Below are 24,563 nucleotides of genomic sequence, written 5' to 3' on the forward strand. Positions count from 1 at the left end.
ATGCGCATCAACCGTTTGCTAGTGCCTTGATCGCACGACGATTTCGACTGTCTGGCCCTGCTGCGGGCATTACCGCTGCCGTTGCTGATGCTGCCGTGGGCAAGGTTGGCCGCAGCTGCGGCAGTGGCTGGTGTCGTGCAGTGGATGGCGGTGGATTGCAGGACAGAGTGGCATGGTGCAAGGTGTTGCCTGGCGCTGGCTGCATGCCGGCCGGACAGTTGGAGCAACCCCTGCCACAAGGAGCAGACATGCCGTACGTGAACATCAAGATTACCCGTGAGGGTGCCAGCAGCGAGCAGAAGGCAGAGTTGATTGCCGGGGTGACCCGACTGCTGCAGGACGTGCTGGGCAAGAACCCGGCCACCACCGTGGTGGTGATCGACGAGGTGGATACCGACAACTGGGGCATCGGCGGAGAAAGCGTAACTGTGCGGCGCGCGCGCGGCAGCTAGGCCACCGCGAAAAGCGCCCGCTTTCGTCGCGATACTGCGTTGCTCACGAAAAATCCCGCCTTACATAGCAAGCCTATGCGGCGTGGGGGTTTTTCATTCGCGCCTTGTCTCGCCTGGAAATCGGGTGCTTTTCGGGGCGCCCAGTACAAACAAAACGCCCCGGCAAGCCGGGGCGTTGTCATTGGCGCGGGTAGCAGGTTTAGTTGCTGCCGGCGTCCTTCACGCACTTCTGGATAAAGCTCTTCTTGGCGGCGCCGGCCAGTTTCTTCTCGGCGGCCTTGTTCTCGCATACGCCCTGCGCACCAGGTGCCTGGGCCTTCATGTCTTTCTGGCACTTCTGGATGAAGCTGTTCTTGGCCGCGCCGGCCAGTTTCTTGTCGGCGGCCTTGGCTTCGCAGCTGGCCGGGCTGGCTGGTGTTGCCGGCGTGGCCGGTGTTGCAGCCTTCATGTCTTTCTGACACTTCTGGATGAAGCTGTTCTTGGCGGCGCCTGCCAGTTTTTTCTCGGCAGCCTTGGCTTCACAGCTGGCATCGGCGGCAAAGGCGCCAGAGGCGGATACGGCCAGAATGGCCAGCAGCAACAGTTTGCGCATGGTGCTTCCTTTCACGGGGGACATGACGGCGATATTGCGCTGCCGGGTGGGGCAGCGCAATCCTTATACGATGAACTTTACAATAAAGTCATAAGAAACTAACGAAACATGCACGTGTGCCAGCCCAGGTTGACCGGGGTATCCGCCTCGGTCACAGTGGCTATCCGCTACCGGCTTGAGGAAACCGTACAAGATGATGCTGTCACGTCATGTTTTGTCGCTCATGCTGTTACCGCTTGCCATGCAAAGTGTCTGCGCCGCGGTGCCGCTGCGCCTGGTACTGAATGACCAGAGCAGCCCGCCGTATCTGCTGGGCAACGGCGCCGAGCTGGAAAACCCGCCGGGGCTGGTGGTGGAGCTGGTGCAACAGGCGGCGCAGGCCTGCGATGTCAGCTTGCAGGTAGAGCGGCAGTCCAGCCTGCGGCAGCTGCAGAGCTTGCGCACTGGTAATGCGGATGCCGTGCCGCTGCTGTCGTACAGCCCTGAACGCGCGCAATATGCCAGCTACCCCATGCGGCATGGTCAGCCTGATCCACGCTTCCGACTCACCACGCTCGCTTACAGCTTTTATGTTCGCAAAGGCAGCCCGGTGCGCTGGGACGGCAAGCAGCTCAGTGGCTATCGCGGCAAGGTCGGTACCGACCTGGGCTGGTCAGTGGCGGGCGATCTGGCCCGGCTGGGTATTGCGGTGGAAAACGCCGTCGGGGTGGCCACCAACCTGGCCAAGCTGCGGCTTGGGCGGATAGATGTCTATGCCGCACAGGATGTGCTGGTGGCTGCGCTTCTGCAGGGCGACCACGGCCTGGTGGCATTGCGACCAGCGATTGTCACCAAGGATTACTACCTGCCATTCAGCCTGCAGTTCAGCCAGCAGTACGGCCAAGTGGTGCAATGCATGTGGCAGCAGACTGCCGGCCGGCGTGCTGTACTGTACCAGCGGCGGGGGCCCAGCTATGGCAACTGATCTCCGGCAAGTGTGGCTGCTTGACTATAGAAATTAGTAATCCAAAGTTAATGGTGTTTCATGAGGGCTGGCAAAATGCGACGCTTGTTGATTGCTACGCTACTGTTGGCTGCGCTGCCGGCGCAGGCAGATACCAGCCTGCGGCTGGTGATGAGCGACCAGGCGGGCCCGCCCTATCTGGCAGGGGTTGGCCGCGAGCTGGCCAACCCGCCTGGCCTTGCCATGGAGCTGGTACAACAGGCCGCCAGACACTGTGCAGTACGGCTGGAAATCGACCGCCAGGCCAGTTTGCGTCTGCTGCAGAACCTGCGCACCGGCATGGCCGATGCCGCGCTGCTGTTGTCCTATAACGCGGAGCGTGGCGGTTATGCCCACTACCCGCTGCGCGATGGCGTGCCGGACAGCCGCTATCGGCTGACTACGCTCAGTTACAGCTTTTACGTACGCAGCGACAGCAATATCCGCTGGGATGGGCGGGTGCTGAGCGGCTTTAGCGGCAAGGTGGGCACCGACCTGGGCTGGTCGGTGGTGAAAGACCTGGAGCAGCTGGGCATTGCGGTGGAAAACGCGGTAGGCGTGCCGGCCAATCTTGGCAAACTGCGGCTGGGGCGCATCAAGGTCTACGCGGCGCAGAACATTATCGTGGATTCCTACCTGCAGGATCGGAGCGACCTCGTGGCGCTGACCCCACCGATTGTTACCAAGGATTACTTCCTGCCGTTCAGCCTGGCCTTTGCCGCCAGCAACCCGCAGACCGTGCAATGCATGTGGCAGCAGATTGCCGAGCGCCGCGATACGCTGTATCGCCAGCGCGCCAAGGAGTACGAACAGTAAGTTGGCCGCATGCATGCAAAACGCCGCGCCTGGAGATCAGGACGCGGCGTTTTGTTTGCTGGCTCCGGCGGTTTAGCCGGCCAGGCGGGCGCGGTGGCGGGCAATCTGCGCGCGCACCTGGTTCGGCGCGGTGCCGCCCACGTGGTCACGCTGCGCCAAGCTGCCTTCCGGCGTCAGCACGGTGAACACATCCTGCTCGATCAGCGTGCTGAACTCGCGCAGCTTTTCCAGGCTCAGGTCGGCAATGTCCACACCCTGCAATTCGGCATGGCGTACGGTCAGCGCCACCACTTCGTGGCTGTCGCGGAACGGCATGCCTTTTTTCACCAGGTAGTCGGCCAGGTCGGTGGCAGTGGCAAAACCCTGCAGTACCGCGGCGCGCATCGCCTCCGGCTTCACGGTGATGCCGCGCATCATGTCGGCGTAGATACGCAGGGTGTCGATCAGCGTGTCGGCGGTATCGAACAGCGGCTCCTTGTCTTCCTGGTTGTCCTTGTTGTAGGCCAGCGGCTGCGCCTTCATCAGGGTAACCAGCGCGATCAGGTGGCCCACCACGCGGCCGGATTTGCCGCGTACCAGCTCCGGCACGTCCGGGTTTTTCTTCTGCGGCATGATGGAGGAGCCGGTGCAGAAGCGGTCGGCGATGTCGATGAAGCCGACGCGCGGGCTCATCCACAGGATCAGCTCTTCCGACAGGCGGCTCAAATGCACCATCACCAGGCTGGCGGCGGCGGTGAATTCGATGGCGAAGTCACGGTCGGACACCGCGTCCAGCGAGTTGTGGCACACGTCGTCGAAGCCCAGCAGCTGCGCGGTGTAGAAGCGGTCGATGGGGAAGGTGGTGCCGGCCAGCGCAGCGGCGCCCAGCGGCAGGCGATTCACGCGTTTGCGGCAGTCGGTCATGCGCTCGGCGTCGCGGCCCAGCATTTCCACGTAGGCCAGCATGTGGTGGCCGAAGGTTACCGGCTGCGCCACCTGCAGGTGGGTGAAGCCCGGCATCACGGTGTCGGCATTGGCTTCAGCCAGGTCCAGCAGGCTGGTCTGCAGCTCGGCGATCAGGCCGACGATGCCATCGATCTGGGCGCGCAGCCACAGGCGGATGTCGGTGGCTACCTGGTCGTTACGGCTGCGGCCGGTGTGCAGGCGCTTGCCGGCGTCGCCGATCTTGTCGGTGAGGCGGCGCTCCACGTTCATGTGCACGTCTTCCAGGTCCACGCTCCATTCGAAGCGGCCTTCGCGGATGTCGGCGATGATCTCACTCATGCCCTGGCGGATCGCTGCCAGGTCGGCATCGGACAGCACGCCGGACTTGTTGAGCATGGCGGCATGCGCCAGCGAGCCTTCGATGTCGAACTCGGCCAGGCGGTTGTCGAAGGTTACGGAGGCGGTGTATTTCTTCACCAGTTCGGAAACCGGTTCGGAGAAGCGGCCGGACCAGGCGTGCGAGTCTTGCATGATGGATGTCCCAAAGTTGTAAGGGCGCCTCGAAAAACCCGGATTTCTAAGCGAGACAAGGCGTGAGCAACGCAGTATCGCGACGAAAGCTGGCGTTTTTCGAGGTGACCGTAAGTGTGCGACGACTATGGGCAACGATTATAGGTTGGCCGCACCGTGCGGCCAACCTTGGCGGTGCTTTTGTATCTGCTGCGCGGATGTTGTTTGACCTTGCCGATCATGCTCGGCATTCGCCTGAGCCAGCAGTGGACATCACGCCGACAGCAGCACATGCACTCAGGTTTTTGCCGGCAATGGCAGCCGAGGTGCCCGATCAAGTGGCCGCAAGCCGCCAATCACCAGCACATGCGCAGTATCACCAGCGCATACCGCCGCCCCTGCCAAACTCACCTTATTTTCTAGGATGATTCTTGTTTTTCAGTCGTCAACAACCGCCTCTAATGCCAATGTCGCCGCCGAATTGCAAGATCAGGTGACAGCTGGCGGGTGTCGCATAATCTGCAAGCATGGTTATGCTAAATATAGAATCTCATTTGAAAACAAAGTGTCGCCTCGTTTGCGAGTACAGAGGTAACCTTTCGGTCAACGTTAGGCGAATGCCAATTTACCCATCTTCGTAGAGCGCATCATGGAAGAAGTAAGCACATATTTCGATGGCTTGCTAATGGTTACCGCAGTTCCACATGAAATGCGTATGTCTCACTGGGTTTATGCCCCAAAGGTGGAGGAAACGGCCACGGGAAACGTCTTGCTCGATCTAACGGGCAGCCTATGGGACATGGTCGGAGCAAAGGAAGAAGGCGAAATACTCACTATTTCTTTACGAAAGTATCCGGGCAACTCAGAAGAAATAAGTTTTTCCATTCGCAAAGGGGAGCGCCTGCTTTATCTCAAAGGAAAAGCCTACGAGGCATCTGGCTTGAAGACCGAACTGGACGCATATCGGTAATGAACAATTCGCCTAACAAGTCCGTCACCGGGACGCCAAAATGCTTCGCATTTTGGCTCCTTCCGCTGCGCTCCGGCGCCCGTTACGCCCAACGTTAGCCATCATCAGGAGCCCATATGCCGCTATTTCTCGCAGTGGTTCTGTCATTGCTGGCCGCGCTACCGGCGTTGCCAGCAATTGCCGAAACTCACGCTACTGACGAGGTTGTCCGGTTTCTCACCAACCCAAAGTTCACGGCTCAGCAGCAAGCACTGCTGAGAGAGATTGTCCTTGATTCATACTTCGACTCATAAAGTGGCCTCATTTGTCGGTTTGACGCCCATGCGCCTAGCAAACGTAGAAACCGAAACACAGGCTTGTCTTGCTGCTCAGTACATCGTGTTCCAAGAAATCGCCCGGTCAAAGCCAACTACAAAAGCTCTCCAATTCGCACGGGAAAATCTAAAACGAATGGATTGGTGTTCGCCCGTGGTGCGCGCATTGACGAACCAATCGGTCGGCCAAGTTCTTGCCTATGACGGTCTAGTCTCGCTTTACTACGTGCTCTCCCGTGATATGAATATTCGAGTGAAGGCATTAGAGATATCTGACACCGATGGCTAACACTACGGTCAAGAGGGACGCTCCGCCGGCAAGCCGGCTGCGCGCCCCTTACCTCCAACGTTAGGCGTCAAATGGACACTCAGTTGCACTCCCTGCGCTTTTCCCTTAATCACTCTTGGGGTTCGCATTGTTCAAGTAGGCAAATCATGAACTCGCTTCAGCGCTCTAACAACTCGTTCAAGGCCGAAGCCTTTGGCACGGCCATAACTTACTCTGCGTGAGGCGTTACTCAATGGCGACACTTGTCCTAATCAACATGGCTGACCTTGAGGCTGCGCTAGACTGGTCATCAGCAGGTGACCCTTTCGAAAATCAGGCGTTCATTGACCGCCTGACTGGCTCGCTACATTTCCAGTCGCTCCATGGAGACTTCGGGGAAGAGCTACCTGAAGACATTGAAGACGGGACGCACTACATCGCGATGCCGCACAGGAACGACCTTGATCTCGGTCGCGAGTTGGTATTCGAATTTGCTAGCTCAAAGGCGCCGCAACTCGAAGCACAATTGCATTCGGTATTCCGCCAGAAGGGGGCGTACGGGAAGTTCAAGGCGATTCTTGAGCGTGCTCATCTTCTTGAGCAGTGGTATGAGTTCGAGGGGGCGGCTACGAAGGCTGCACTTCTTCGCTGGGCCGAAGACAATGGCTTCGCTGTTGGTCGCAAAAGTGATGCCTAACCCTTCCATCAAGCGAACGCCCAACCAACTGCATCGGTTGGCCACTGCTCATGTCAAACGTTGGGCTCAGAGCAAAGGCTGGCCGCAAGTTTGGCACTCAACACCGCACCGGAGCAGCAAATGAATGTAGGCGTTTCTTGGTCTGGTCTTACGCGGGTTTCGCAGCAATTGCGTTGCATAGGGGGGGGCGGGTTGCCATAGCTGTGGCGTCGCGACAGCGTGGCTAACACTGCGGTCAAGCGGGGCTGCTCAACGACGAGCTTCGGGCGCCGCTGGGCAGCAGCTTGCCCCTAATTTGGCATAACAATTGAGGTGACATCTAAAAACATCAGCTTTTATTGCGATACTGTGTTACTAACGGGAAATTTCCCCTTGCATATCAAACATATGCTGTGTTTCACGTATTGTTTAGCTTAGAAATTCGGGTTTTCGAGAGACCCCTAAATTTTGGAACGAACAATTTAATGGTAAATAGGTTTTTGCGATTTGTGCTGATAGCGGTCTCGTTTGTTGTGTTACTTCCAGTTTTACTAGTGGCCTATATATATTTCGACTACGTTAAAATTGACGAATTCCGAAATTTGACTTGCGATGTTGTTACAGAAATTCCAGATAGGCGCTGGAAAAGCTCGTATAAGATAGTATTTGCCGATTTCTATCTATATCCCCGTGGCACGATGACTACCCTGATGGCGCTACCATAAAATTTAGGTGTGATCTACCTGCTGGCCGCGGAGGGAATGTAATTGTTTGTGAGCGAAAGCTATCAAATGGTAGCGAAAGATTCTGGATGCAAATTGAAACATCTCAATGGCCAAAATTTTCAATAAGCGGTGGCATGCCAGAAACAAAAGAGCAATTTGATTCTATAAACTGCGCAACAGGAAGGTGACGAATTTTTCAACAAATAAAGCTGCGAGGAATTTGGTATTACTTCAAAATAACCAACTGATGGCAAATATTGAAAGGTTGTCTTGGTAAATCCAGCTTTCGTCGAGATATTGCGTTGCTCACGGAAATTTTTTCTTCATCAACAGAGCCAGACCAATCTATGGACACCAACTGGCGCCTCGAAAATCCCTACCTTTTTGCAAAAATTGCTTCGTAACTTATCGGTTTTCGTTACGCCGAAATTTTGGAAAATGAGATTTTTCGAGGTGCCCAGCAGTACCCCGGATACGCCAGAGGCGCATCCGGGGAGGACGATCGCTCAATAATCCCGCTGCGGCACCAGCACCGTGCGGTTGCCGTTGCTTTCCATCGCCGACACGATGCCGGCGGCTTCCATGTCCTCGATCAGCCGTGCAGCACGGTTGTAGCCAATGCGCAGCTGGCGCTGCACCGAGGAGATCGACGCCTTGCGGGTGCGCAGCACGATCTCCACCGCCTCGTCATACAGCGGGTCGGTTTCCGTGCCGGCAGCGGCGCGGCCCTTGGCGTCGGCCTGGTCGTCGTCGGCCACCGATTCGCCGGTGAGCAGGCCTTCCACGTAGTCCGGCTCGCCCCACTGTTTCAGGTATTCCACGATGGCGTGCACTTCCTCGTCGGTAACGAAGGCGCCGTGCACGCGCTGCGGGTAGCCGGTGCCTGGTGGCAGGAACAGCATGTCGCCCTGGCCCAGCAGGCTTTCGGCGCCCATCTGGTCGAGGATGGTGCGGCTGTCGATCTTGCTGGATACCTGGAACGCCACGCGGGTGGGGATGTTGGCCTTGATCAGGCCGGTGATCACGTCCACCGACGGCCGCTGCGTAGCCAGAATCAAATGGATACCGGCGGCGCGCGCCTTCTGCGCCAGCCGGGCGATCAGTTCCTCGATCTTCTTGCCGGCCACCATCATCAGGTCGGCGAACTCATCCACCACCACCACGATGAACGGCAGCGTGGTCAGCGGTTCCGGGGTTTCCGGAGTCAGCGTGAACGGGTTGGTGAGCCGCAGGTCAGCGGCCTCGGCGGCGCGCACCTTGTCGTTGTAGCCGGCGATATTGCGCACCCCGAGGTGGCTCATCAGCCGGTAGCGCTTTTCCATCTCGCCCACACACCAGTTCAACGCGTTGGCCGCCAGCTTCATGTCGGTCACCACCGGCGCCAAGAGGTGCGGGATGTCGTTGTACACCGACAGCTCCAGCATCTTGGGGTCGATCATGATGAAGCGCACTTCGTCCGGCGTGGCCTTGTACAGCATGGACAGGATCATGGCGTTGACGCCCACCGACTTGCCGGAGCCGGTGGTGCCGGCCACCAGCAGGTGCGGCGCCTTGGCAAGGTCGGTCACCACCGGCGCGCCGGTGATGTCGTGGCCCAGCGCCAGCGTGAGCTTGGAGGCGGACTGGGTGAACACCTCGGCGCCGAAGATCTCCGACAGGCGGATCATCTGCCGCTGCGGGTTGGGCAGCTCCAGCCCCATGCAGGTCTTGCCGGGGATGGTTTCCACCACGCGGATCGACGCCAGGCCCAGTGCGCGCGACAAGTCCTTGCTGAGGTTCACTACCTGGCTGCCGCGCACGCCTACTGCCGGCTCCACTTCGTAGCGGGTAATCACCGGGCCGGCGTAGGCATCCACCACCGCCACCTTTACCTTGAACTCGGCGCACTTTTCCTCGATCAGGATGCCGCGCTCGATCAGGTAATCCTCGCTCTGTACCGCCTTGTGCGCCTCGGGGGGGCGCAGCAGCTCCAGCGACGGCAGCGTCACGTCGCCGTACACCACCGGGATGTGGCGCGGCGGCGGCATCAGCGGCAGCTGCTGCGGAGCGGCTTGCCAGCTGCTGTCGTGGCCGGGCGGCACAGCTTCGCTGTCGTCTTCATGCGGCGTGGCATCGTCATCCAGCACCTGCCACACCAGGGGGCTGTTCGTGGCCGCTGTGTGCGGCGCTGGCGAGCCATGCTCCGGCTCGGCGTCGTCCACAGTGCCCTCATCTGCCAGCACATGCCAGACGATGTCGCCGCTGCGCGATGGCTGCTGTTGCCAGCTGGCCGGGCGCGGCGCGTCATCCCACGGGGCTGTAGAGGCCGCAGCTTCGGCCGGCGGGTCGGCCGCAGGCTGCAGCGTGGCTGCCAGGCGGGGTTCCATCGCCGGCGGCAACTGGCTGGCCGGTACGGTAGGGGGAGCTGGCTGCGCGATTGCCGGCTCGGCTGGCGTTTCGTTTGCTATCTCCTCCGGCGGGGCCGGCGGCGTGCGCGGGGCAAGCTGTGCGGGTGCGCTGACACGCCAGTTGTCCTGCTGACGTTGCTGCCACGGCGTACGCGGTGCCGGGCTGCTGCCAGCCGGCGGCAGCGGCGCCGGTTGCGTGCTGGCTGCGGGCGTGCTGTCGGGCTGGCTTGCGGCGAACACCGGGGACGGCGGCACGCTGGCGCTGGCGTCTTCGTCGCTGCCCTGCGCTGCCGCCTCGATCTGCTCAGCCGTGTCGAACGCGGCTGCCTCGTATTGCTCAGTCGGCGTTGCGGCGCTCAGCGGTTCGCTTGCCACCTCGGGTTCAGTCCGGCTGGTAAAGCGCGACTTGGGGCCGAACAAGGCGCTGGCGGCGCGCTCTCGTTCATCCGGCGGCAGCGGCGGCTCGAAATGCGGTATCGGGTCCGGCGGGTAATACGCCGCCAGGCTGGAGTGCGTTGCCGGTTCCGGGCTGCCGAGTACGGCATCCGGCGAGCGGTAGCGCTTGCCATGCAGTTGCTGCAGGCTGGCGCGGACTTCTTCCGGGTCGATCAGCGGCAGGTCGCGTGCCGGCTTGGGCTGGCGCGCTACCGGTTGCTGGTGGTGGCCACGGCGTTTCAGGTCGCGTTGCAAATTGTGCTGTACCTCGGCCAGGCCGATCACCGGCAGCGGCTCGGCAGGCGGTGGCGTCAGTGGCTGCTTGTACTGCGGCAGCTGGTTGGGCAGTTCGCGGATGATTTCCGGCTCCGGCTGGGGAGCCGGCTGCGGTTTGGGGGGCCGTGGCGGCAGGGTGATGATTTCCGGCTGTGGCGTACTGTCGGCCGCGAGGGCCGGTGCCGCCGGCAGGTCGTCCAGCACTTCGCTGACCAGGTTGCGGCGCGGTTTGGCAGCGGCGCCGGGGTTGGCCGCGGGCTCGTCAACGGGGGATGGCGCCGGCTCGCTCACGCCGTCGCCATGTTCCATGCTCAGGGTGTCGCGCACACGCTGACCCAGCGTGTGCAGCTTTTTGAACAGCTCCATGCCTGTGTTCGCTTGCGGAACAGGCCGCGAGGGCGGCCTGTGGGGGTTGTCTGGGGGCCGGGGGAAAGACCGCGCTCAGCGCAGCTTGTTCCAGCCGGCGATGGCCTCTTTCTTGTTGTCGGCCTGCGGGCCGATGGCACTGCAGTTGCCCTGGCCGGCATAACGCGTGCATTGCACCCAGAAGCGGCGGGACCCGGCCTTAACCAGCTCGGCGGGCGAGCCGCACTTGAAACACGGTTTCGGGCTGGTGCTGGTGTCGGTCATGACGGTTCTCCTGGAGGGCAAGGGGCAGATGATACCGCAAAGGGGCTGCCAGGATGCGGTGGCTGGCGGCGGTGGCAGGGTCGGGTTGGCCGCTATACTGAGCAATATCACGACAGGCGGTGGCGGGCTGGCAATGCGGGTACATGGTGAATATCGGATACACACAATGGCGCGGGTGCTGTGGATTACGGTCAGCGGCGGCATCAATTACCCGTTCGCCTGTGACTACCGCGATGCCGTGCGGGCGGCGGCGCAGACACTGGGGCCGGGACCATGGATCCGGGTGACCGATATCCGCGACTGGCAGCTGGGCGGCCCGGAGGTGATCCCTCCGCTGCATGAGCTGATGCAGTGGTGCGAGGAGCACGAGCTGGCACACAGCATCAATATCGTGTCGATGGTGAATCTGCAGCGCCATATGCTGGACCAGATGATGGCCGGCGTGGCACGGCAGTCGCAGCGCCATCTCACGCGCAGTGTGACGGAAGCCCGCGCGCTCTTGCAGCAGCTGCAGCCGACGTTGTCGCTGGATGCACTACTTGCTGAGGTCTATGCCGACGGTAACGGGGCGTAGCTGATGGCTGTGGATTTTTCCTAGGCAAGTTCCCGCTGGCCTGCCATAACACAGGCATAAAACCAAGGGGGGCGGGACATGAAGCTATCTACCCGTTTGCTGGTGCTGATTGCAGCCAGCTTGTTGGCGCTGTTGTTGCTGGGCGGCTTTGCCTTGCAGTCCATTCGCAGCACGCTGGTGAATGAAAAGGAACAGCAGATCACCCATCTGCTACAGATGGCCGAGCATGTGGTGGCCCAGCAGGTAAAGCAGGTAGCGGACGGCAAGCTGCAGGAAGCCGATGCCAAACGGCAGGCGCTGCAGGCGCTGGCGTTGATGCGTACTGCGGATGTGTACTTCTTTGCCCGTGACAGCACAAACGTGATGCTGCTGCACCCCAAGGCGGAGCGGGTCGGCAAGGTAGACGATGGCGGCAAGATGGCGGATGGCCGCACCTCGGTGGAGGTCTATGCCGAGGCGCTGCAGCAGCAACGCTATGGGCTGGTGTATGTGCCGGCCTCCCGTCCTGGCAGCACGCAGGAAATTCCCAAGCTCAACGGCGTGGTAAGGGTGCAGCCATGGGGCTGGGTTATCGGCACCGGCTTTTTTGTCGATGACATCGATACCGTGTTCTGGCGCCAGGCGCGCTACATGCTGGGTCTGGTGGTGCTGGGGATATTGCTGGTGGGCGGGCTGGCGCAAGTCATGGCGCGCAGCATTCTGCGCTCCCTGGGCGGCGACCCGGGATATGCCGCCGAGGTGGTGGGCCGTATTGCCGAGGGGGACCTTACCCAGCCGATCAGCGTGCGTGGGCCGGAAGACAGTGTGCTGGGCAGTATGCAACGCATGCAGGCAGGTCTCGCCCGCATCATTTCGCAGATCCGCGATGGCAGCCATCAGATTGCCGATTCCGGCCAGTTGCTGCAGGGGCAGATGTCGCACCTGCGCGCGGTATCACACAATGCCAGCGAGTCCACATCGTCAGCCGCGGCTGCCATCGAGCAGCTATCGGTGAGCATCGACCACGTTTCTGCCAGTGCACGCGAAACCGAGCAGGGGGCGCAGCATACCGTGACCGAAGCCAGCGATGGCAGTGCCCTCACCGGTCAGGCCATGGGCAGTATTCAGCAGATATCCGGCCAGGTGCAGGAGGTGAATGGGCTGGTGGAGTCGCTGTCGGAGCGTACCCGCCACATCAGCGGCATTGCCGAAACCATCCGGGATATCGCCAACCAGACCAACCTGCTGGCGCTGAACGCGGCCATCGAGGCCGCGCGTGCCGGCGAATCTGGCAGAGGGTTTGCGGTGGTGGCGGACGAGGTGCGCAAGCTGGCGGAGCGAACCGCGCTGGCGACTGACGAAATCGCCAGCATCGTGCAGGCGGTGGTGGCGGAAACCGGTAGCGTGACTGAGCGGGTACAGGCAATTTCGCCGGCAGTGGCGCGTGGTGTCGATCAGGTGCAGGCCGCCTCGCAGGCGCTGGATAGCATCAACCACCGTGCTCACGCTTCGCTGCAGCACATCCATGCCGTCGCGCAGGCCATGGCGGAGCAGAGCAAGGCCGGCACCAGCATTGCCGGTAGCGTGGAGCAGGTGGCCGTGGTGGTGGAAGATGCGTTGTCGGCGGCAGACAGCGCCGTGCAGCAGGTGGAGGCTATCTACGGCCGCGCCGAGGCGCTGCGGGCAGCGGTCAACCAGTTCCGCATCTGAGCCGGGTTGGCCGCATCCGCTACAGGCTCAGTTTCCTGTGGCGGTTTCCAGTTCGCGCGCCAGCAGCCACAAGCGCAGGTCAAACTCCAGCTGGTGATAGTGCGGCTCCATGTGGCAGCACAGCTGGTAGAACGCCTTGTCGTGGTCTTTCACTTTCAGGTGCGCCAGCTCGTGTACCACGATCATGCGCAGCAACTGCGGCGGGGTGTCGCGAAACAGCGTGGCGATGCGGATCTCGTTCTTGCTCTTGAGCTTGCCGCCCTGCACCCGTGACACGAAGGCATTGGTGCCCAGCGTGCCCTTCACCGGGTGCAGCTTGTTGTCGTATTGCACCCGCGCCAGCGCCGGTGTGTTCTTCAGGTAGCGCTGCTTGAGTTCGCTGACGTAGTCGTACAGCGCGCGGTCGGTCTGGATGTCGTGGCGTTCCGGGTAACGCTTGGCCAGCCAGTTGCCCAGCTGGCCGCTGTCCATCAGCGTGGCCACCTGCAGCAGTAGCGATTCCGGGTAGCCGGCTAGGTATTTGATCTGGAGCATGGGCGCATTGTAGCGTGGCCTTGGGCCGCTCTGCGTGTTGGCAAAGTCCTTCCGCTTCGCGAAAGGACTTTGTTTCATAAACAGAAAGGCTGCCGATTCAAGTGCTTGGCAGGGGCGGCCCGGCTTTGCCGGGTCCGGAAATCCATAAGTGGCTAGTTTGTCAGCAGCCTGCGCGGCCTTACGGCGCTGCCTGCCGGCAACAGTTGCGTCCGGCCTGTTTGGCTACCGCCAGCGCCTGGTCGGCCCGCGCCAGCAGGGTATCGACATTGTCCTGTGCCGACAGCGTGCTGGCCACGCCGATACTGGCGGTAAGGCGGATTGGCTGCTCGTGCCAGCTCAGCTCCAGGCTGGCCACCGCATCGCATAGCCGCTGCGCCAGCTGCATGGCGTGGCTGCTGCTTTCCTGTGGCAGCAATATGCAGAACTCCTCGCCGCCCCAGCGGGCGAGCTGGTCGGTGTCGCGCAACTGCTGGCGCAGCAGCTGGGCGATCTCGCACAGCACATAGTCGCCGGCATCATGACCCAGGCCATCGTTCACCAGTTTGAAGTGATCCAGGTCCAGCAGCAGCACACTGAAGCTGCAGCGGTAGCGCTGCAGCAGCAACAGCGCGCCCTGGCAGCGTTCCAGGAAGGTGCGGCGGTTTGCGAGGCCAGTGAGCGGATCCACGCTGGCCTGGCGCGCCAGCTCTGCCTCGGCAGCCTGCCGCGCCAGCTCCAGGTCGCGCACATGCAGCAGCGAGCCTACGGTATCTGCCAGGGTGGACAGCTGCGCCACCAGCGCCTGTTCGTAGCCGTCCGGACGATCGGCCAGCACCATCAACCCCTTTACCGTGCCGTGGCAGAAACAGGGAATCGCCAGCAGCGAGGTGAGCCGTGCCAGCCGGCTGTCGTCCTCGGCAAACAGCCGCGGCTGGTTGATCACCAGCGGTTCGCCCTCGCTCAGCGCCGAGGCCAGGATGTGGTCGAAGCCATACAGCCGGTAGCGCCCCTCATGCTGTTGCAGCAAGGGCAGCAGCCAGTCCATGGCGACCGGGTCATCCTGCGCCAGGCCGAGAATGTCCAGATACAGATTGCCTTCCGGATCCAGCTGGCAGCTGGCGATGAAGCCCAGCTTGCTGCCGCTGCTGGCCAGCAATGGTGCCAGTATGGTCTGGCTGGCCGGTGCCATGTCGCGGTGCAACAGATAGCCAGCCTGGGCCTGGTTGACGCTGAGCAGGCGCTCGCACTGGTGCTGCGCGGTGCGCAGCGCCATGCGCTGACGCAACAGGTCGCATACCGTGTCGGCCAGCTGCTGCAATTGCTGCTGCTGCTGTTGGCCGAAGGTGCGTGGCTGGCCATCCACCACGCACAGCGTACCGATGGCATGCTGCCCGTCCAGCCACAGCGGTGCACCGGCATAAAAGCGGATGCCGTGCTCAAGCACCAGCGGGTTGTCGGCAAAGCGGGGATCCAGCAGTGTGTCGGTCACTACCAGCATGGCGCCAGCGGCGATGGCATGGCCGCACAGGGAGACCGTGCGCGGTGTCTGGCACAGGCTGGTGCCATGGCGCGCCTTGAACCACTGGCGCTGGCTGTCTACCAGGCTCAGCATGGCGCTGCTGGTGCCGAACAGCGAGGCCGCCAGGGCAACCACGCGGTCCAGCTCTGGCTCGGGAGGGGTATCCAGCAGGGCCGCCCGGTGCAACAGGGCAAGTCTGGCCTGCTCGCCGACAGGCGTGGCGGGTGCTTGCATGCGATTCCTCCGGAAACCATTTTCAGTGTAGGAAATTCCGAGGCAGTCTTGAAGCTGACTGTATAAACAGCTTGATGATGTTTTATCGAACAGAATGGGCTGACAGGCGCCGGCAAAGCACAAGGCCCGGCATGGCCGGGCCTTGTCACATGCGGGATGCAGGCACGCTTACACGTGCAGCAGCGCCATCTTCAGCGGCGGCTGGCCGTCGAAGGTGGGGAAATCGTCTTCCGGCGCGATCCACTCGTGGCCCTGTACCGGGCGGCCGGCCTTCTCGGCGCTGCGCAGCAGCTGTGCCAGCCAGGCTTCGCGATCCACCTGCGCCACATTGTTGCAGCAGATCAGCACGCCGCCGGGGGCGGTGCTCAGCAGTGCCGGCTTGAATAGTGCCGGGTAGTCGTTCACCAGGTCCACCACGCCGAACGGGCTCTTGGCGTAGCGCGGCGGGTCGAGGAACACCACGTCGAACTGGCGCGCTTCCAGCTCCGGGAACGGGGGCATTTTCTTGCCGCGTACCAGCTTGGGCTGGCCGATGCCGGCCAGTTGGCGCATGGCGGCAAAGCAGTCGCTCTGCACGCAGCGCGGGCGGGTAGCCAGCGCATTCAGCTTGGCGTTGGCGCGAGCCACCTGCAGGCTGGATTCGGCAAAGTCCACGTTCATCACGAAGCTGGCGCCGGCCTTGGCCGCGGCCACGCCCACCCCGCCGGTGTAGGCGAACAGGTTGAGCACACTCTTGCCGGCGGCCAGCTGCATCACGCGGCGGCGGCCGGCGCGCAGGTCGAGGAACAGCCATGGGTCCTGGCCCTGGTGGCGCGCCTGGAAGTGGTAGTTCACACCCAGCTCGCAGATCTGGCGCGGCAGTTGTGCCTGCTCCAGCTCCTCCGGCGGCAGCGGGTTGCCGATGCGCGAGTTGGCGCCGCTGCGATCGTTGTACACCGCGTGCAGGCCCAGCGGCGCGTAGTGCGCCAGGATGGTGGCATGCTCGTCGTCGCTCAGCGGGTGGTGGAAGGTCTGCAGCAGCAGCACGTCGCCGTAACGGTCGATGGTCAGGCCTGGGCGACCTTCGGCGCTGCCGTGGAACAGGCGGTAGGCATTGGTATGTTCTTCCGCCAGGCGGGTAATCAGCGCGGCGCGGCGCGCGTCGGCGGCCTGTAGCTGTTCGGTCAGGGTGGACATGGTTTCTCGCTCTGCAAAAAGGGCGGCCGGTAGCAGCTGCTCCGGCCGGATGGCGGCATTGTACCCGGTTGACTTTATCGTGGGCGGCTAAGCTGTAAGAATCCGCTACCAGCCGCGACTGATGACGGTGGTGGCCAAACGGGGAGAGATATGAATTACGCGCTGGAGCTGATCAAATCGTTGTACAGCATGGCTATGGTAGTGGAGGCGCGCGATGCCTACACCGGTGGGCACCTGTGGCGGGTTTCCCAATTTTCCCGTCTGCTCGCGCAGGCGCTGCACCTGCCGCCGGGCGAGGTCGCCCGCATTGAACTGGGCGGTTTTCTGCACGATCTGGGCAAGGTGGGCGTACCGGATGCCATTCTCAACAAGCGGGAGCGCCTCAGCGAGGAAGAGTATGCGGTGATCAAGACCCACCCGCAGGTCGGGGCCGACTTGCTGGCCGGGCACCCGCTGGCCAGCCTGGCACACGAAGCCGTGTACATGCACCATGAGATGCCCAATGGCGGCGGTTATCCGCAGGGGCTTGCCGGCGAGGCGATACCACTGGCGGCCCGCATCGTGGCCGTATGCGATGCTTTCGATGCCATGACCAGCAGCCGTCCGTACCGGCAGGGCATGCCGGTGGAAAAGGCGCTGCAGATCATCCGCGAGCAGCTGGGCAACCAGTTCGATGCGTCAGCCGGGCGTGCTTTCCTGGCGCTGGGTGAGGCGGGCAAGCTGGCGCACGTTGTCGGTCACAGCGAGCCGGGGATTCCGATGCAGCACTGTGCCATGTGCGGCCCGATCATCGCCGTGCCACGGCGTCAGAAGGATGGTGCGCAGGTCTTCTGCCCCAATTGCGCCAGTGGCTACCGGGTGGTGCGGCACGGGCAGACCCTAGCCCTGGCCCCTGCCGGTACGCGTGACCCGGTTGCCGCACGCCAGCCGGTTCCGGACAGTGAGTTGATCGACGAGCTGGTAGCGACGGTCTATCGCAGCCTGCCTACTCCACGACGCGGCTGGCTGCCCCGGTTGTGGGGCTAGGCCCGTTCGTCAGCTTAGCTGCAGTGCCAAGGCAACGGCAGCCGGTAGTGCCTGCACAAACAGTATCTTGCGGCTGGCGGTGATGGCGCCGAACACGCCGGCGACCAGCACGCAGCCCAGAAAGAACGGTGCGATGCCGTTCGGACTGCCCGGCAGCAGGCTCCACAGCAGGCCGGCGGCCAGAAAGCCGTTGTACAGCCCCTGGTTGGCCGCCAGCACCCGGCTGTCGGCGGCAAACTGCGCACTCAGACCAAAGGCGCGACGGCCGGCGGGGCGCGTCCACAGCAGCATTTCCAGCAGCATGATGTAAATGTGGATCAGCGCCACGATGGTGATGGCGATACGGGCGGCAAGCAGCATGGCAATGCTCCGGACAGATGGTTTACTTGTAGACCGGCTGTGGCAGCTGGGCAAAGTCGCTGCAGTGCGCCAGCTCGGCCAGCAGTGGCTGCAGTTCGGCCGGCGGCGGTACCAGCTTGCGCTCGGCCAGGCTCAGCCAGGCGCCTGTTACCTCGTGGATGGCGGCCAGCTGGCCGTCCGGCTTGTACAGCTCGTGGCGGAAGGTCCAGCGGCCGTTGTCGGGGCTGGCTGCCGCCAGGCTCAGCTGGATGGTGATACGCTCGCCCAGGTGGATTTCGCGACGGTATTCGGTGCTCTCGCGGAACAGTACCGGGCCGAAACCCAGCCGCTTGAAGGCTTCCGGGCCGAAACCGGCGGCCTGCAGCCATTCGATGCGGCTGTGGGCGCACAGGTCGGCATAGGCGCTGTGGCGCAGGTGCTGGTTGGCGTCGATGTCGGACCAGCGGATTTCCACGGTTTTACTGAACAGGCTCATGCGGCGGGCTTTCAAAAAAGAACGATCGTGCTATTTTGCATGTATCGGCAGGCAAGGCAACAGCAATGAACAAAAAAGCACTTACCCGGGAGGCAATCCTGCAACAGGCTCTGGCGCTGGCCAGCGAAACCGGCATCGCGGCGCTGACCATCGGCGAGCTGGCGGCGGCCAGCGGCATGTCCAAGAGCGGGCTGTTCGCGCATTTCGGCAGCAAGGAGGCGCTGCAGCTGGCCGTGGTGGAGGCAGCGCAGGCACAGTTTGTCAGCGAGACCCTGCAGCCGGTGCTGCAACTGCCGCGTGGCATGGCGCGCCTGCGGGCGCTGTTCGAGGCCTGGGTAGGCCGGCTGGAGGGTGGGCGCTATCCGGGCGGCTGCCCGGTGTTGGCCGCATGTTATGAGTTCGATGACCAGCCGGGCGTGGTGCGCGATGCGCTGATGGCCGGCCAGGGGCGCCTGCGCGACAGCCTGCAGCGCATGCTGCAGGACGCGGCCGACAATGGCGAGCTGCCGGCCGGCAGCGATCCGGCCTTGCTGGCCTTCATGCTGTTCGGCCTGGTGCAGAGCGCGCATCACGACCGCAAACTGCTGGGGCGCGCCAATGCGGAACAGCTGGCGCGACGCGGTTTTGCGCTGCTTACCGGTCAGCGGGGCGGGGCTGCCTAGCGCTCGCCGCTGCCGTACAGCCGTTGCGGCGTAACCGTGACACTGCCCTGTTCGCTGCTGAACCACAGCGCGCCGTCCTGCACCGTGGCAGTGAGCTGCATATTGCGCTGGCACAGTGTTGCCAGTTCGGCCAGCGTTTCCGGCGGCACGCTCATGATGTTCAGGTGCTCGAAACGGCTGGCCTTGCCGGCCATGCCTTCCCACCACACGTCGGCGGCACGACCGCCATAGCTGTAGATCCACACCTGCTCGGCGCGGCCGCATACCTGGCGCAGGCGCTTTTCATCCGGCTCGCCCAGCTCGATCCACTGTTCCACCTCGTCGCCGTAATTCTTGCGCCACAGGTCCGGCTCGTCGTCGGCGCTGATGCCCTTGCTGAACTGCAGCCGCTCGTCGGCATGCAGCGCGAACACCGCCAGGCGCAGCATCATGCGCTCGATGGTTTCCGACGGGTGCTGCGCCAGGGTCAGGTTGTGGCTGGCGTAGTAGCCGCGATCCATGTCGGAAATGGCGAGATCGGCTTTGTAAATGGTGGCTTTCAGGGCCATGGCGGGCTTTCGTGGCGGCTACAGGGGCCGCAAGTATAGTCGCACGGCCGCGTGCAGGCACCTGCTGTCTCAGTCGCCAGCCTGTCGCGAGCTGGCCGCCGCCTGCATGCGCGTGGCCAGCTGCTGCTGTGCCGGGCTGCCGGTCTGCAGCGCCTGCACCGCGCCGGCCACATCCTGCGGCGTGCGGTTCTGGCTGAGTTTTTCCTTTACCTCCCAGCGTGCTACCCGCAGCCGGAAGCCGACGATGGCGCGCTGCATCGCTGCCAGCGCTTTTTCCGGCACCGTATCCATGTTCCAGCCCTCCGCTCCTTCGAAGCGAGCGGCAAGCTGCCGCAGCAAGGCCGGTAGTTCAGCGCCGTCCACCATGCTGGCCTGGCCGTGGGCGTGGGCCACGCGGTAATTCCAGGTAGGCACCATGCCGGGGGTGGCATACCAGCGCGGCGAGATGTAGTCGTGCTCGCCATGGAAGATCGCCACGCTGGGAGCTTGCAGCACCGCCTGGCTGTGGCCGTTGGCGGCGGCGAGGTGGCCCAGCAGGCAGTCCGGCTGTTGTGGATCGGGCAGCAGCACCAGGTGGCTGATCCACGGCGTGCCATCCGGTTGCGGCGTAATCAGGGTGGCGAACGGAAAGTCGCTGGCCAGCTCGCGGCCAACATCGGGGGCGGCAACAAAGGAAGGGGGCTGGTAGAACGGCATGGCAGGCTCCGGCTAGGCAATGCAGCCATGATCGCCGACAGGTGGCTCCTGATATAGGGCCAGTTTATCGGTTTGCACCAGGGCCACTTTGCCTGCGTGCCCGCTGTTACCTGTCCGCCTGGCGTTTGTTTTTCAGGCTGCAGAGCGATTAGGCTAACACCTATAAAAAAGTGGAAGTGACAAGGGGAAAGCTATGTGGCGCAAGATCGCAGTGGCCTGGCTGGCTGTGCTGCCGCTATGGGCAATGGCGGCGGAGACACCGCTGTCAGTACATTTTTCCAACTCGGAATACGCGCCGCTGATTGGCGAAAAGCTGCGCTATGGCGGCGTGATGACGCGGCTGGTCAGCGAGATATTCCGTCGTGGCCGCGTCAGCGTGCGGTACAGCTGGTACCCGAACAACCGCGCCATCCAGCTGGCGCGCAATGGCGATGTGGATGGCAGCGTGGGTTGGACGCCGAACGACGACCGGCGCCGCGATCTGCTGTTCAGCGACGAGGTGCTGCCGTTTCGCATGGTGCTGTTCCAGCGCCGTGGCGAAAACTATCCGTGGCAAAGCCTGGCCGATCTGGCGCCCTATCGCTTCGGCATCACCATCGGCAATTTCTACTCCGATACCTTTACCCAGCTGCAGGAAAAAGGGGTGCTGAAAGTGGACATCAGCGGGGATGATGTCAGCAATCTGCGCAAGCTGGCCGCCGGCCGCATCGACCTGTTTCCCATGGAAAGCGAGGCCGGCATGCTCACCACCCTGCTCAACCTCAGCCCGGCGGACGCCCGGCGCATCGTGCCGCAGGATCGTGCCTACTGGAGCACGCCGCTGTGTATTGCCGTATCGCGCAAGCACCCGCGTGCGACGGAGCTGCTGGCGCGCTTCAACCGCGAGCTGAAGAAAATGCGCGACAGCGGCGAGTTTGCCAACCTGCTGGCCAGCAGTCGGCAGGAAGTCTATGCCGAGCTGGAGCGACGGCAGCGCTGATTTGCCCGGCTGCCGGCAGCGGGCATAATCGCCTTTTCCGGCAGAAAGGCAGACGGTGAGCAAATACGGGCAACTGGTGCAGGGCATCATCCATGCCATCGAGCGTGGCGACTACCGCCGTGGCGATGCCCTGCCGTCGCTGCGCCAGCTGGTGCAGCAGCATGCCGTCAGCCTCAATACCGCGCGGCGCGCCTACTACGAGCTGGAGCGGCTGGGCTTTGCCGAGGCGCAGCCACGGCGCGGTTATGTGGTGGCTGCCGGCGCCAGCGCTGCCGGCGACAGCCTGGCGGCGCCGCTGGGGGCGCCGTTTCCCCACCCGGCGCTGTACGACACCCGCGCACTCAGCCATGCCTTCATCGGCGCCATGCGCCATTACCACGATGCGCTGGCCGAGCCGGCGCTGGCCGGCCTGCCCGCGCTGCGGCGTCAGCTGGCGCGCGAGGCGGCGGCGGAGGGGTGGGAGCTGCATGCCGACGAGGTGCTGATTACCTGTGGTGGCATGGAGGCGCTGTCGCTGGCCATTGCCGCCGTTACCCACGGCGTGGTGCGGCCAACGCTGGCGGTGCTGCTGCCGGCCTTTCCCGGCTTGCTGGGCTGGCTGGCCGAGCACAATGTGCGGTTGCTGCCCTTGCAGCAGGCGGCGGATGGCAGTGTTGCCACTGCCGAGCTGGAGGCGGCGCTGGCACGTGGCGAGGTACAGGGCATTGCGCTGATGTCGGCATTCGCCCATCCGCATGGCCGCAGCCTGCCGGCAGCCACGCGGCAACAACTGCTGGCGCTGGCGGCACGCTTCGATGTGGCGCTGATCGAGGACGATGCCTACCGCCAGCTGGGGTTTGACCATCACATGCCGCTGCCTTTGCGTGCCGAAGATCACGCTGGCCGTGTGCTGCTATGCGGCACGTTTTCCAAGTCGCTGGCACCGGGCTACCGCGTGGGCTGGCTGTTGCCGGGTCGCTACGCCGAGCTGGCGCGGCGCCTGAAGCTGGCACAGACCCTGGCCAGCCCGCTGCCCAACCAGCTGGCACTGGCCGAGCTGTTGTCCGGTGGCCGCCACCTGCCCGGCCTGCGCCGGCTGCGGCAGCAACTGGCCAGCCGGGTACGGGCGCTGGAGGCGGCGCTGCGGCCAGCCCTGCCGGCTGGCGCTGTCCTGCAGCCAGCCGAGGGCGGTTATTTCGTGTGGCTGGAAAACCTGCCGGCCGATTGTGAACAGCTGGCCGCCGAGGCGCAGCAGCAAGGCATCCAGCTGGCGGCAGGCACGCTGTGCCAGCCGGGCGAGGCCGGCCGCCACGCGTTGCGGCTGAATGCCAGCTATTTCGACCCCGCCAGCCAGCAGCCGGCGCTGGACTGGCTGGCGCGCGCCTGGCGGCGGGGCGGCTGAGTTGTCATGGTTTTCTTTGAAAATCACACCCGTTACTCAGCTGTTAAAACGGTGGCAGCTTGCCATGAACCCGTTGGCGCGAGCCGGGAAAAAAGGTGCGCCCCAGGTTTTAAGACGCCGATTTGTTTGAGTCCCGAGCCGTTAGCGAGGGGCGAGTTCGGCGTCGCCTGGGGCGTGCCATTTTGCCCGGGGTTTCGAGCAAGCCCCGGGGAGCCGGGGAATGGAAAGGGGCCGGCGGTCGGCCCCTTCCTCGTTCGCCGGGCGAAACCGGCACCAAAATCATCATCCGCGTAGCGGATTCAACGATCTAAGCGAGAACAGTTCAGGCCAGTTCACGGCATCAGCAGCCGCGCCTCCTCGCTCACCCGCTGCTGAGGGTTGGCCGCATCCTGCAGCGTGAACTGCACCGCATGGCTGCCACGCTCCAGCACGTTCGGGTCGGCGGCCACGGTAACGATGAAACTGCGCTCGCCATCGGCCGGCACCAGCAGCGGTTCGGCCGGCGCCGTGGCCACCACGCCCTCGCCGCTCACCGCCAGCCGGTACTGCCGCGCCTGCGGCAGGGTGTTGAAGATGCGCACGGTGTAGGCATTCTCGATATTGCCGTCCGGCGTTTCGCGCGCCATTACCGCACGGTCGCGCAGGATATCCACACGGAACGGCTGGCGCAGCGCCAGGCTCACCAGCATGGCGATGGTGACCGTGGCGATCAGCGCGGCATAGACCAGCGCGCGTGGCCGCTGCCACAGCCGCGGGCGGCTACCCTGCTGCATGGCGTGCTGGGTGGTGAGGCGGATCAGCCCGCGCGGTGCCGCCAGCTTGTCCATTACCTCGTCGCAGGCATCCACGCACAGGCCGCAGCCGATGCACTCGTACTGCAGCCCGGCGCGGATATCGATGCCGGTGGGGCATACCTGCACGCATAGCCCGCAGTCTACGCAGTCGCCCTGCGCTGCCGCGTTGGCCGCATCCTTGCGCCGGGCGCCGCGCGGCTCGCCACGGGTGCTGTCATAGGCCACCAGCAGGGTGTGGTCATCGAACATCGCGCCCTGAAAGCGCGCATACGGGCACATGTGCTTGCACACCTGCTCGCGCAGGTGGCCGGCCAGCAGCCAGGTAAAGCCGGCATAGCCCAGCGCGAACATGGCTTCCCACGGGCCGATGTGGCCGGCCAGCAGGTTGGCCGCCAGCTGGCGCATCGGAGTGAAATAGCCCACCAGCGTCAGGCCGGTCCACAGCGAGAACAGCAGCATCAGGCTTTGCGTGCTGCTTTTCTTCAGGACCTTTTCTACGCCCCACGGTGCGGCATCCAGCTTGCGGCGGGCATTGGGCGGGCCTTCCACCCAGCGTTCCAGCCACAGCATGATCTGGCTGTACACGGTTTGCGGACAGGAAAAGCCGCACCACAGCCGCCCGGCCAGCATGGTCCACAGAAACAGCCCCAGCGCGGCAATGATCAGGCTGCCGGCCAGGTACACCAGGTCCTGTGGCAGCAGCGTCAGGCCGAACAGGTAGCCGCGCATGCTGGCAAAGTCGAAGCGCACCGCCTGGTGGCCGTTCCAGTTCAGCCACGGCAGGCCGAAGTACAGCAGCTGGGTGAGCAGCACGAAGCCGATGCGCCAGTTATTGAAACGCCCGCCGGTAAGCCGCGGGTATACCTTGCTGGAAACGAAATGAATGGGAATGGTGGTGGCCATGATCTGCGCCCGGAGTGTTGACTGCCGCCGAGCTTAGGCAGTCGCCGGGAGAGCAAACAGGCACAGATGGCAGGCAG

At 63.3% G+C, this 24,563-nt stretch carries 24 protein-coding genes; 12 read left to right on the forward strand and 12 right to left on the reverse strand.

Going from position 1 to position 24,563, the window contains the following annotated elements; translation table 11 throughout:
• Positions 1–248: 248 nt before the first annotated feature.
• Positions 249–452 (forward strand): tautomerase family protein, encoded by a 204-nt coding sequence (locus ACFOKJ_RS15070; protein WP_390281079.1) that lies wholly within the window; start codon positions 249–251, stop codon positions 450–452.
• A 199-nt stretch (positions 453–651) separates the two neighbouring features.
• Here the strand turns inward: ACFOKJ_RS15070 and ACFOKJ_RS15075 are convergent, their stop codons facing one another.
• On the reverse strand, positions 652–1,044 hold the full coding sequence (locus ACFOKJ_RS15075) for a hypothetical protein (RefSeq protein WP_390281081.1): 393 nt from the start codon (positions 1,042–1,044) through the stop codon (positions 652–654).
• 223 nt (positions 1,045–1,267) lie between these two features.
• Between ACFOKJ_RS15075 and ACFOKJ_RS15080 the strand changes: the two genes are divergently transcribed.
• Positions 1,268–2,008: a substrate-binding periplasmic protein gene (locus tag ACFOKJ_RS15080; protein ID WP_390281083.1), complete on the forward strand. Its 741-nt coding sequence runs from the start codon at positions 1,268–1,270 to the stop codon at positions 2,006–2,008.
• A gap of 75 nt (positions 2,009–2,083) precedes the next feature.
• Positions 2,084–2,842, forward strand: a complete 759-nt coding sequence (locus tag ACFOKJ_RS15085; protein WP_390281085.1) for a hypothetical protein — start codon at positions 2,084–2,086, stop codon at positions 2,840–2,842.
• Positions 2,843–2,914: 72 nt separating this feature from the next.
• Here the strand turns inward: ACFOKJ_RS15085 and argH are convergent, their stop codons facing one another.
• Positions 2,915–4,297 (reverse strand): argininosuccinate lyase, encoded by a 1,383-nt coding sequence (gene argH, locus ACFOKJ_RS15090; protein ID WP_390281087.1) that lies wholly within the window; start codon positions 4,295–4,297, stop codon positions 2,915–2,917.
• Positions 4,298–4,925: 628 nt separating this feature from the next.
• On the opposite strand from argH, the gene ACFOKJ_RS15095 reads away from it, so the two are divergent.
• From ACFOKJ_RS15095 to ACFOKJ_RS15105, 3 genes are all read left to right on the forward strand, one after another.
• A complete protein-coding gene (locus tag ACFOKJ_RS15095) occupies positions 4,926–5,246 on the forward strand; it encodes a hypothetical protein (protein ID WP_390281089.1) in 321 nt (106 codons plus the stop codon).
• A gap of 116 nt (positions 5,247–5,362) precedes the next feature.
• Positions 5,363–5,539, forward strand: coding sequence for a hypothetical protein (locus tag ACFOKJ_RS15100; protein WP_390281091.1), 177 nt, complete (start codon positions 5,363–5,365; stop codon positions 5,537–5,539).
• Positions 5,540–6,081: 542 nt separating this feature from the next.
• A complete protein-coding gene (locus ACFOKJ_RS15105) occupies positions 6,082–6,525 on the forward strand; it encodes a hypothetical protein (RefSeq protein ID WP_390281093.1) in 444 nt (147 codons plus the stop codon).
• A gap of 1,210 nt (positions 6,526–7,735) precedes the next feature.
• On the opposite strand, the gene ACFOKJ_RS15110 is transcribed toward ACFOKJ_RS15105, so the two are convergent.
• Positions 7,736–10,693 (reverse strand): DNA translocase FtsK, encoded by a 2,958-nt coding sequence (locus ACFOKJ_RS15110; protein WP_390281095.1) that lies wholly within the window; start codon positions 10,691–10,693, stop codon positions 7,736–7,738.
• Between the two features lie 75 nt (positions 10,694–10,768).
• Positions 10,769–10,957: a Lar family restriction alleviation protein gene (locus tag ACFOKJ_RS15115; RefSeq protein ID WP_390281097.1), complete on the reverse strand. Its 189-nt coding sequence runs from the start codon at positions 10,955–10,957 to the stop codon at positions 10,769–10,771.
• On the opposite strand from ACFOKJ_RS15115, the gene ACFOKJ_RS15120 reads away from it, so the two are divergent.
• Both ACFOKJ_RS15120 and ACFOKJ_RS15125 read left to right on the forward strand, forming a co-directional pair.
• Positions 10,956–11,531: a hypothetical protein gene (locus ACFOKJ_RS15120; protein ID WP_390281099.1), complete on the forward strand. Its 576-nt coding sequence runs from the start codon at positions 10,956–10,958 to the stop codon at positions 11,529–11,531. The two genes, ACFOKJ_RS15115 and ACFOKJ_RS15120, sit on opposite strands and share 2 nt — an antisense overlap.
• Positions 11,532–11,609: 78 nt before the next feature.
• A complete protein-coding gene (locus tag ACFOKJ_RS15125) occupies positions 11,610–13,220 on the forward strand; it encodes a methyl-accepting chemotaxis protein (RefSeq protein WP_390281101.1) in 1,611 nt (536 codons plus the stop codon).
• Between the two features lie 27 nt (positions 13,221–13,247).
• Here the strand turns inward: ACFOKJ_RS15125 and ACFOKJ_RS15130 are convergent, their stop codons facing one another.
• The 3 genes from ACFOKJ_RS15130 to ACFOKJ_RS15140 form a co-directional block, all read right to left on the reverse strand.
• On the reverse strand, positions 13,248–13,754 hold the full coding sequence (locus ACFOKJ_RS15130; protein WP_390281103.1) for a YgjP-like metallopeptidase domain-containing protein: 507 nt from the start codon (positions 13,752–13,754) through the stop codon (positions 13,248–13,250).
• Positions 13,755–13,932: 178 nt separating this feature from the next.
• Positions 13,933–15,486, reverse strand: coding sequence for a sensor domain-containing diguanylate cyclase (locus tag ACFOKJ_RS15135; RefSeq protein ID WP_390281105.1), 1,554 nt, complete (start codon positions 15,484–15,486; stop codon positions 13,933–13,935).
• A 168-nt stretch (positions 15,487–15,654) separates the two neighbouring features.
• Entirely contained in the window at positions 15,655–16,662 is a 1,008-nt protein-coding gene (locus tag ACFOKJ_RS15140; protein ID WP_390281107.1) for a class I SAM-dependent rRNA methyltransferase, read from the reverse strand.
• A 150-nt stretch (positions 16,663–16,812) separates the two neighbouring features.
• Between ACFOKJ_RS15140 and ACFOKJ_RS15145 the strand changes: the two genes are divergently transcribed.
• Entirely contained in the window at positions 16,813–17,688 is an 876-nt protein-coding gene (locus ACFOKJ_RS15145) for an HD domain-containing phosphohydrolase (RefSeq protein WP_390281109.1), read from the forward strand.
• A gap of 9 nt (positions 17,689–17,697) precedes the next feature.
• On the opposite strand, the gene ACFOKJ_RS15150 is transcribed toward ACFOKJ_RS15145, so the two are convergent.
• Positions 17,698–18,048, reverse strand: coding sequence for a DUF1304 domain-containing protein (locus ACFOKJ_RS15150; RefSeq protein ID WP_390281111.1), 351 nt, complete (start codon positions 18,046–18,048; stop codon positions 17,698–17,700).
• A gap of 22 nt (positions 18,049–18,070) precedes the next feature.
• Entirely contained in the window at positions 18,071–18,523 is a 453-nt protein-coding gene (locus ACFOKJ_RS15155) for an acyl-CoA thioesterase (RefSeq protein ID WP_390281112.1), read from the reverse strand.
• A 65-nt stretch (positions 18,524–18,588) separates the two neighbouring features.
• Between ACFOKJ_RS15155 and ACFOKJ_RS15160 the strand changes: the two genes are divergently transcribed.
• Positions 18,589–19,185 carry a TetR/AcrR family transcriptional regulator gene (locus tag ACFOKJ_RS15160; protein ID WP_390281114.1) on the forward strand — a complete coding sequence of 199 codons (597 nt, stop codon included), beginning with the start codon at positions 18,589–18,591 and terminating at the stop codon, positions 19,183–19,185.
• Here the strand turns inward: ACFOKJ_RS15160 and ACFOKJ_RS15165 are convergent.
• Both ACFOKJ_RS15165 and ACFOKJ_RS15170 read right to left on the reverse strand, forming a co-directional pair.
• A complete protein-coding gene (locus ACFOKJ_RS15165; protein WP_390281116.1) occupies positions 19,182–19,733 on the reverse strand; it encodes a YaeQ family protein in 552 nt (183 codons plus the stop codon). The two genes, ACFOKJ_RS15160 and ACFOKJ_RS15165, sit on opposite strands and share 4 nt — an antisense overlap.
• Positions 19,734–19,802: 69 nt before the next feature.
• Positions 19,803–20,429, reverse strand: a complete 627-nt coding sequence (locus ACFOKJ_RS15170) for an FMN-binding negative transcriptional regulator (protein WP_390281118.1) — start codon at positions 20,427–20,429, stop codon at positions 19,803–19,805.
• Positions 20,430–20,622: 193 nt separating this feature from the next.
• Between ACFOKJ_RS15170 and ACFOKJ_RS15175 the strand changes: the two genes are divergently transcribed.
• Both ACFOKJ_RS15175 and ACFOKJ_RS15180 read left to right on the forward strand, forming a co-directional pair.
• Positions 20,623–21,408 (forward strand): substrate-binding periplasmic protein, encoded by a 786-nt coding sequence (locus ACFOKJ_RS15175; RefSeq protein ID WP_390281120.1) that lies wholly within the window; start codon positions 20,623–20,625, stop codon positions 21,406–21,408.
• Positions 21,409–21,463: 55 nt separating this feature from the next.
• Positions 21,464–22,789: an aminotransferase-like domain-containing protein gene (locus tag ACFOKJ_RS15180; protein ID WP_390281122.1), complete on the forward strand. Its 1,326-nt coding sequence runs from the start codon at positions 21,464–21,466 to the stop codon at positions 22,787–22,789.
• A 332-nt stretch (positions 22,790–23,121) separates the two neighbouring features.
• Here ACFOKJ_RS15180 and ccoG read toward each other — a convergent pair whose 3' ends face one another.
• Entirely contained in the window at positions 23,122–24,486 is a 1,365-nt protein-coding gene (ccoG, locus tag ACFOKJ_RS15185; RefSeq protein WP_390281124.1) for a cytochrome c oxidase accessory protein CcoG, read from the reverse strand.
• Between the last annotated feature and the right edge of the window lie 77 nt (positions 24,487–24,563).

Origin of the sequence: Vogesella amnigena (genome assembly GCF_042648905.1) — a bacterium.
GTDB lineage: Bacteria > Pseudomonadota > Gammaproteobacteria > Burkholderiales > Chromobacteriaceae > Vogesella > Vogesella amnigena.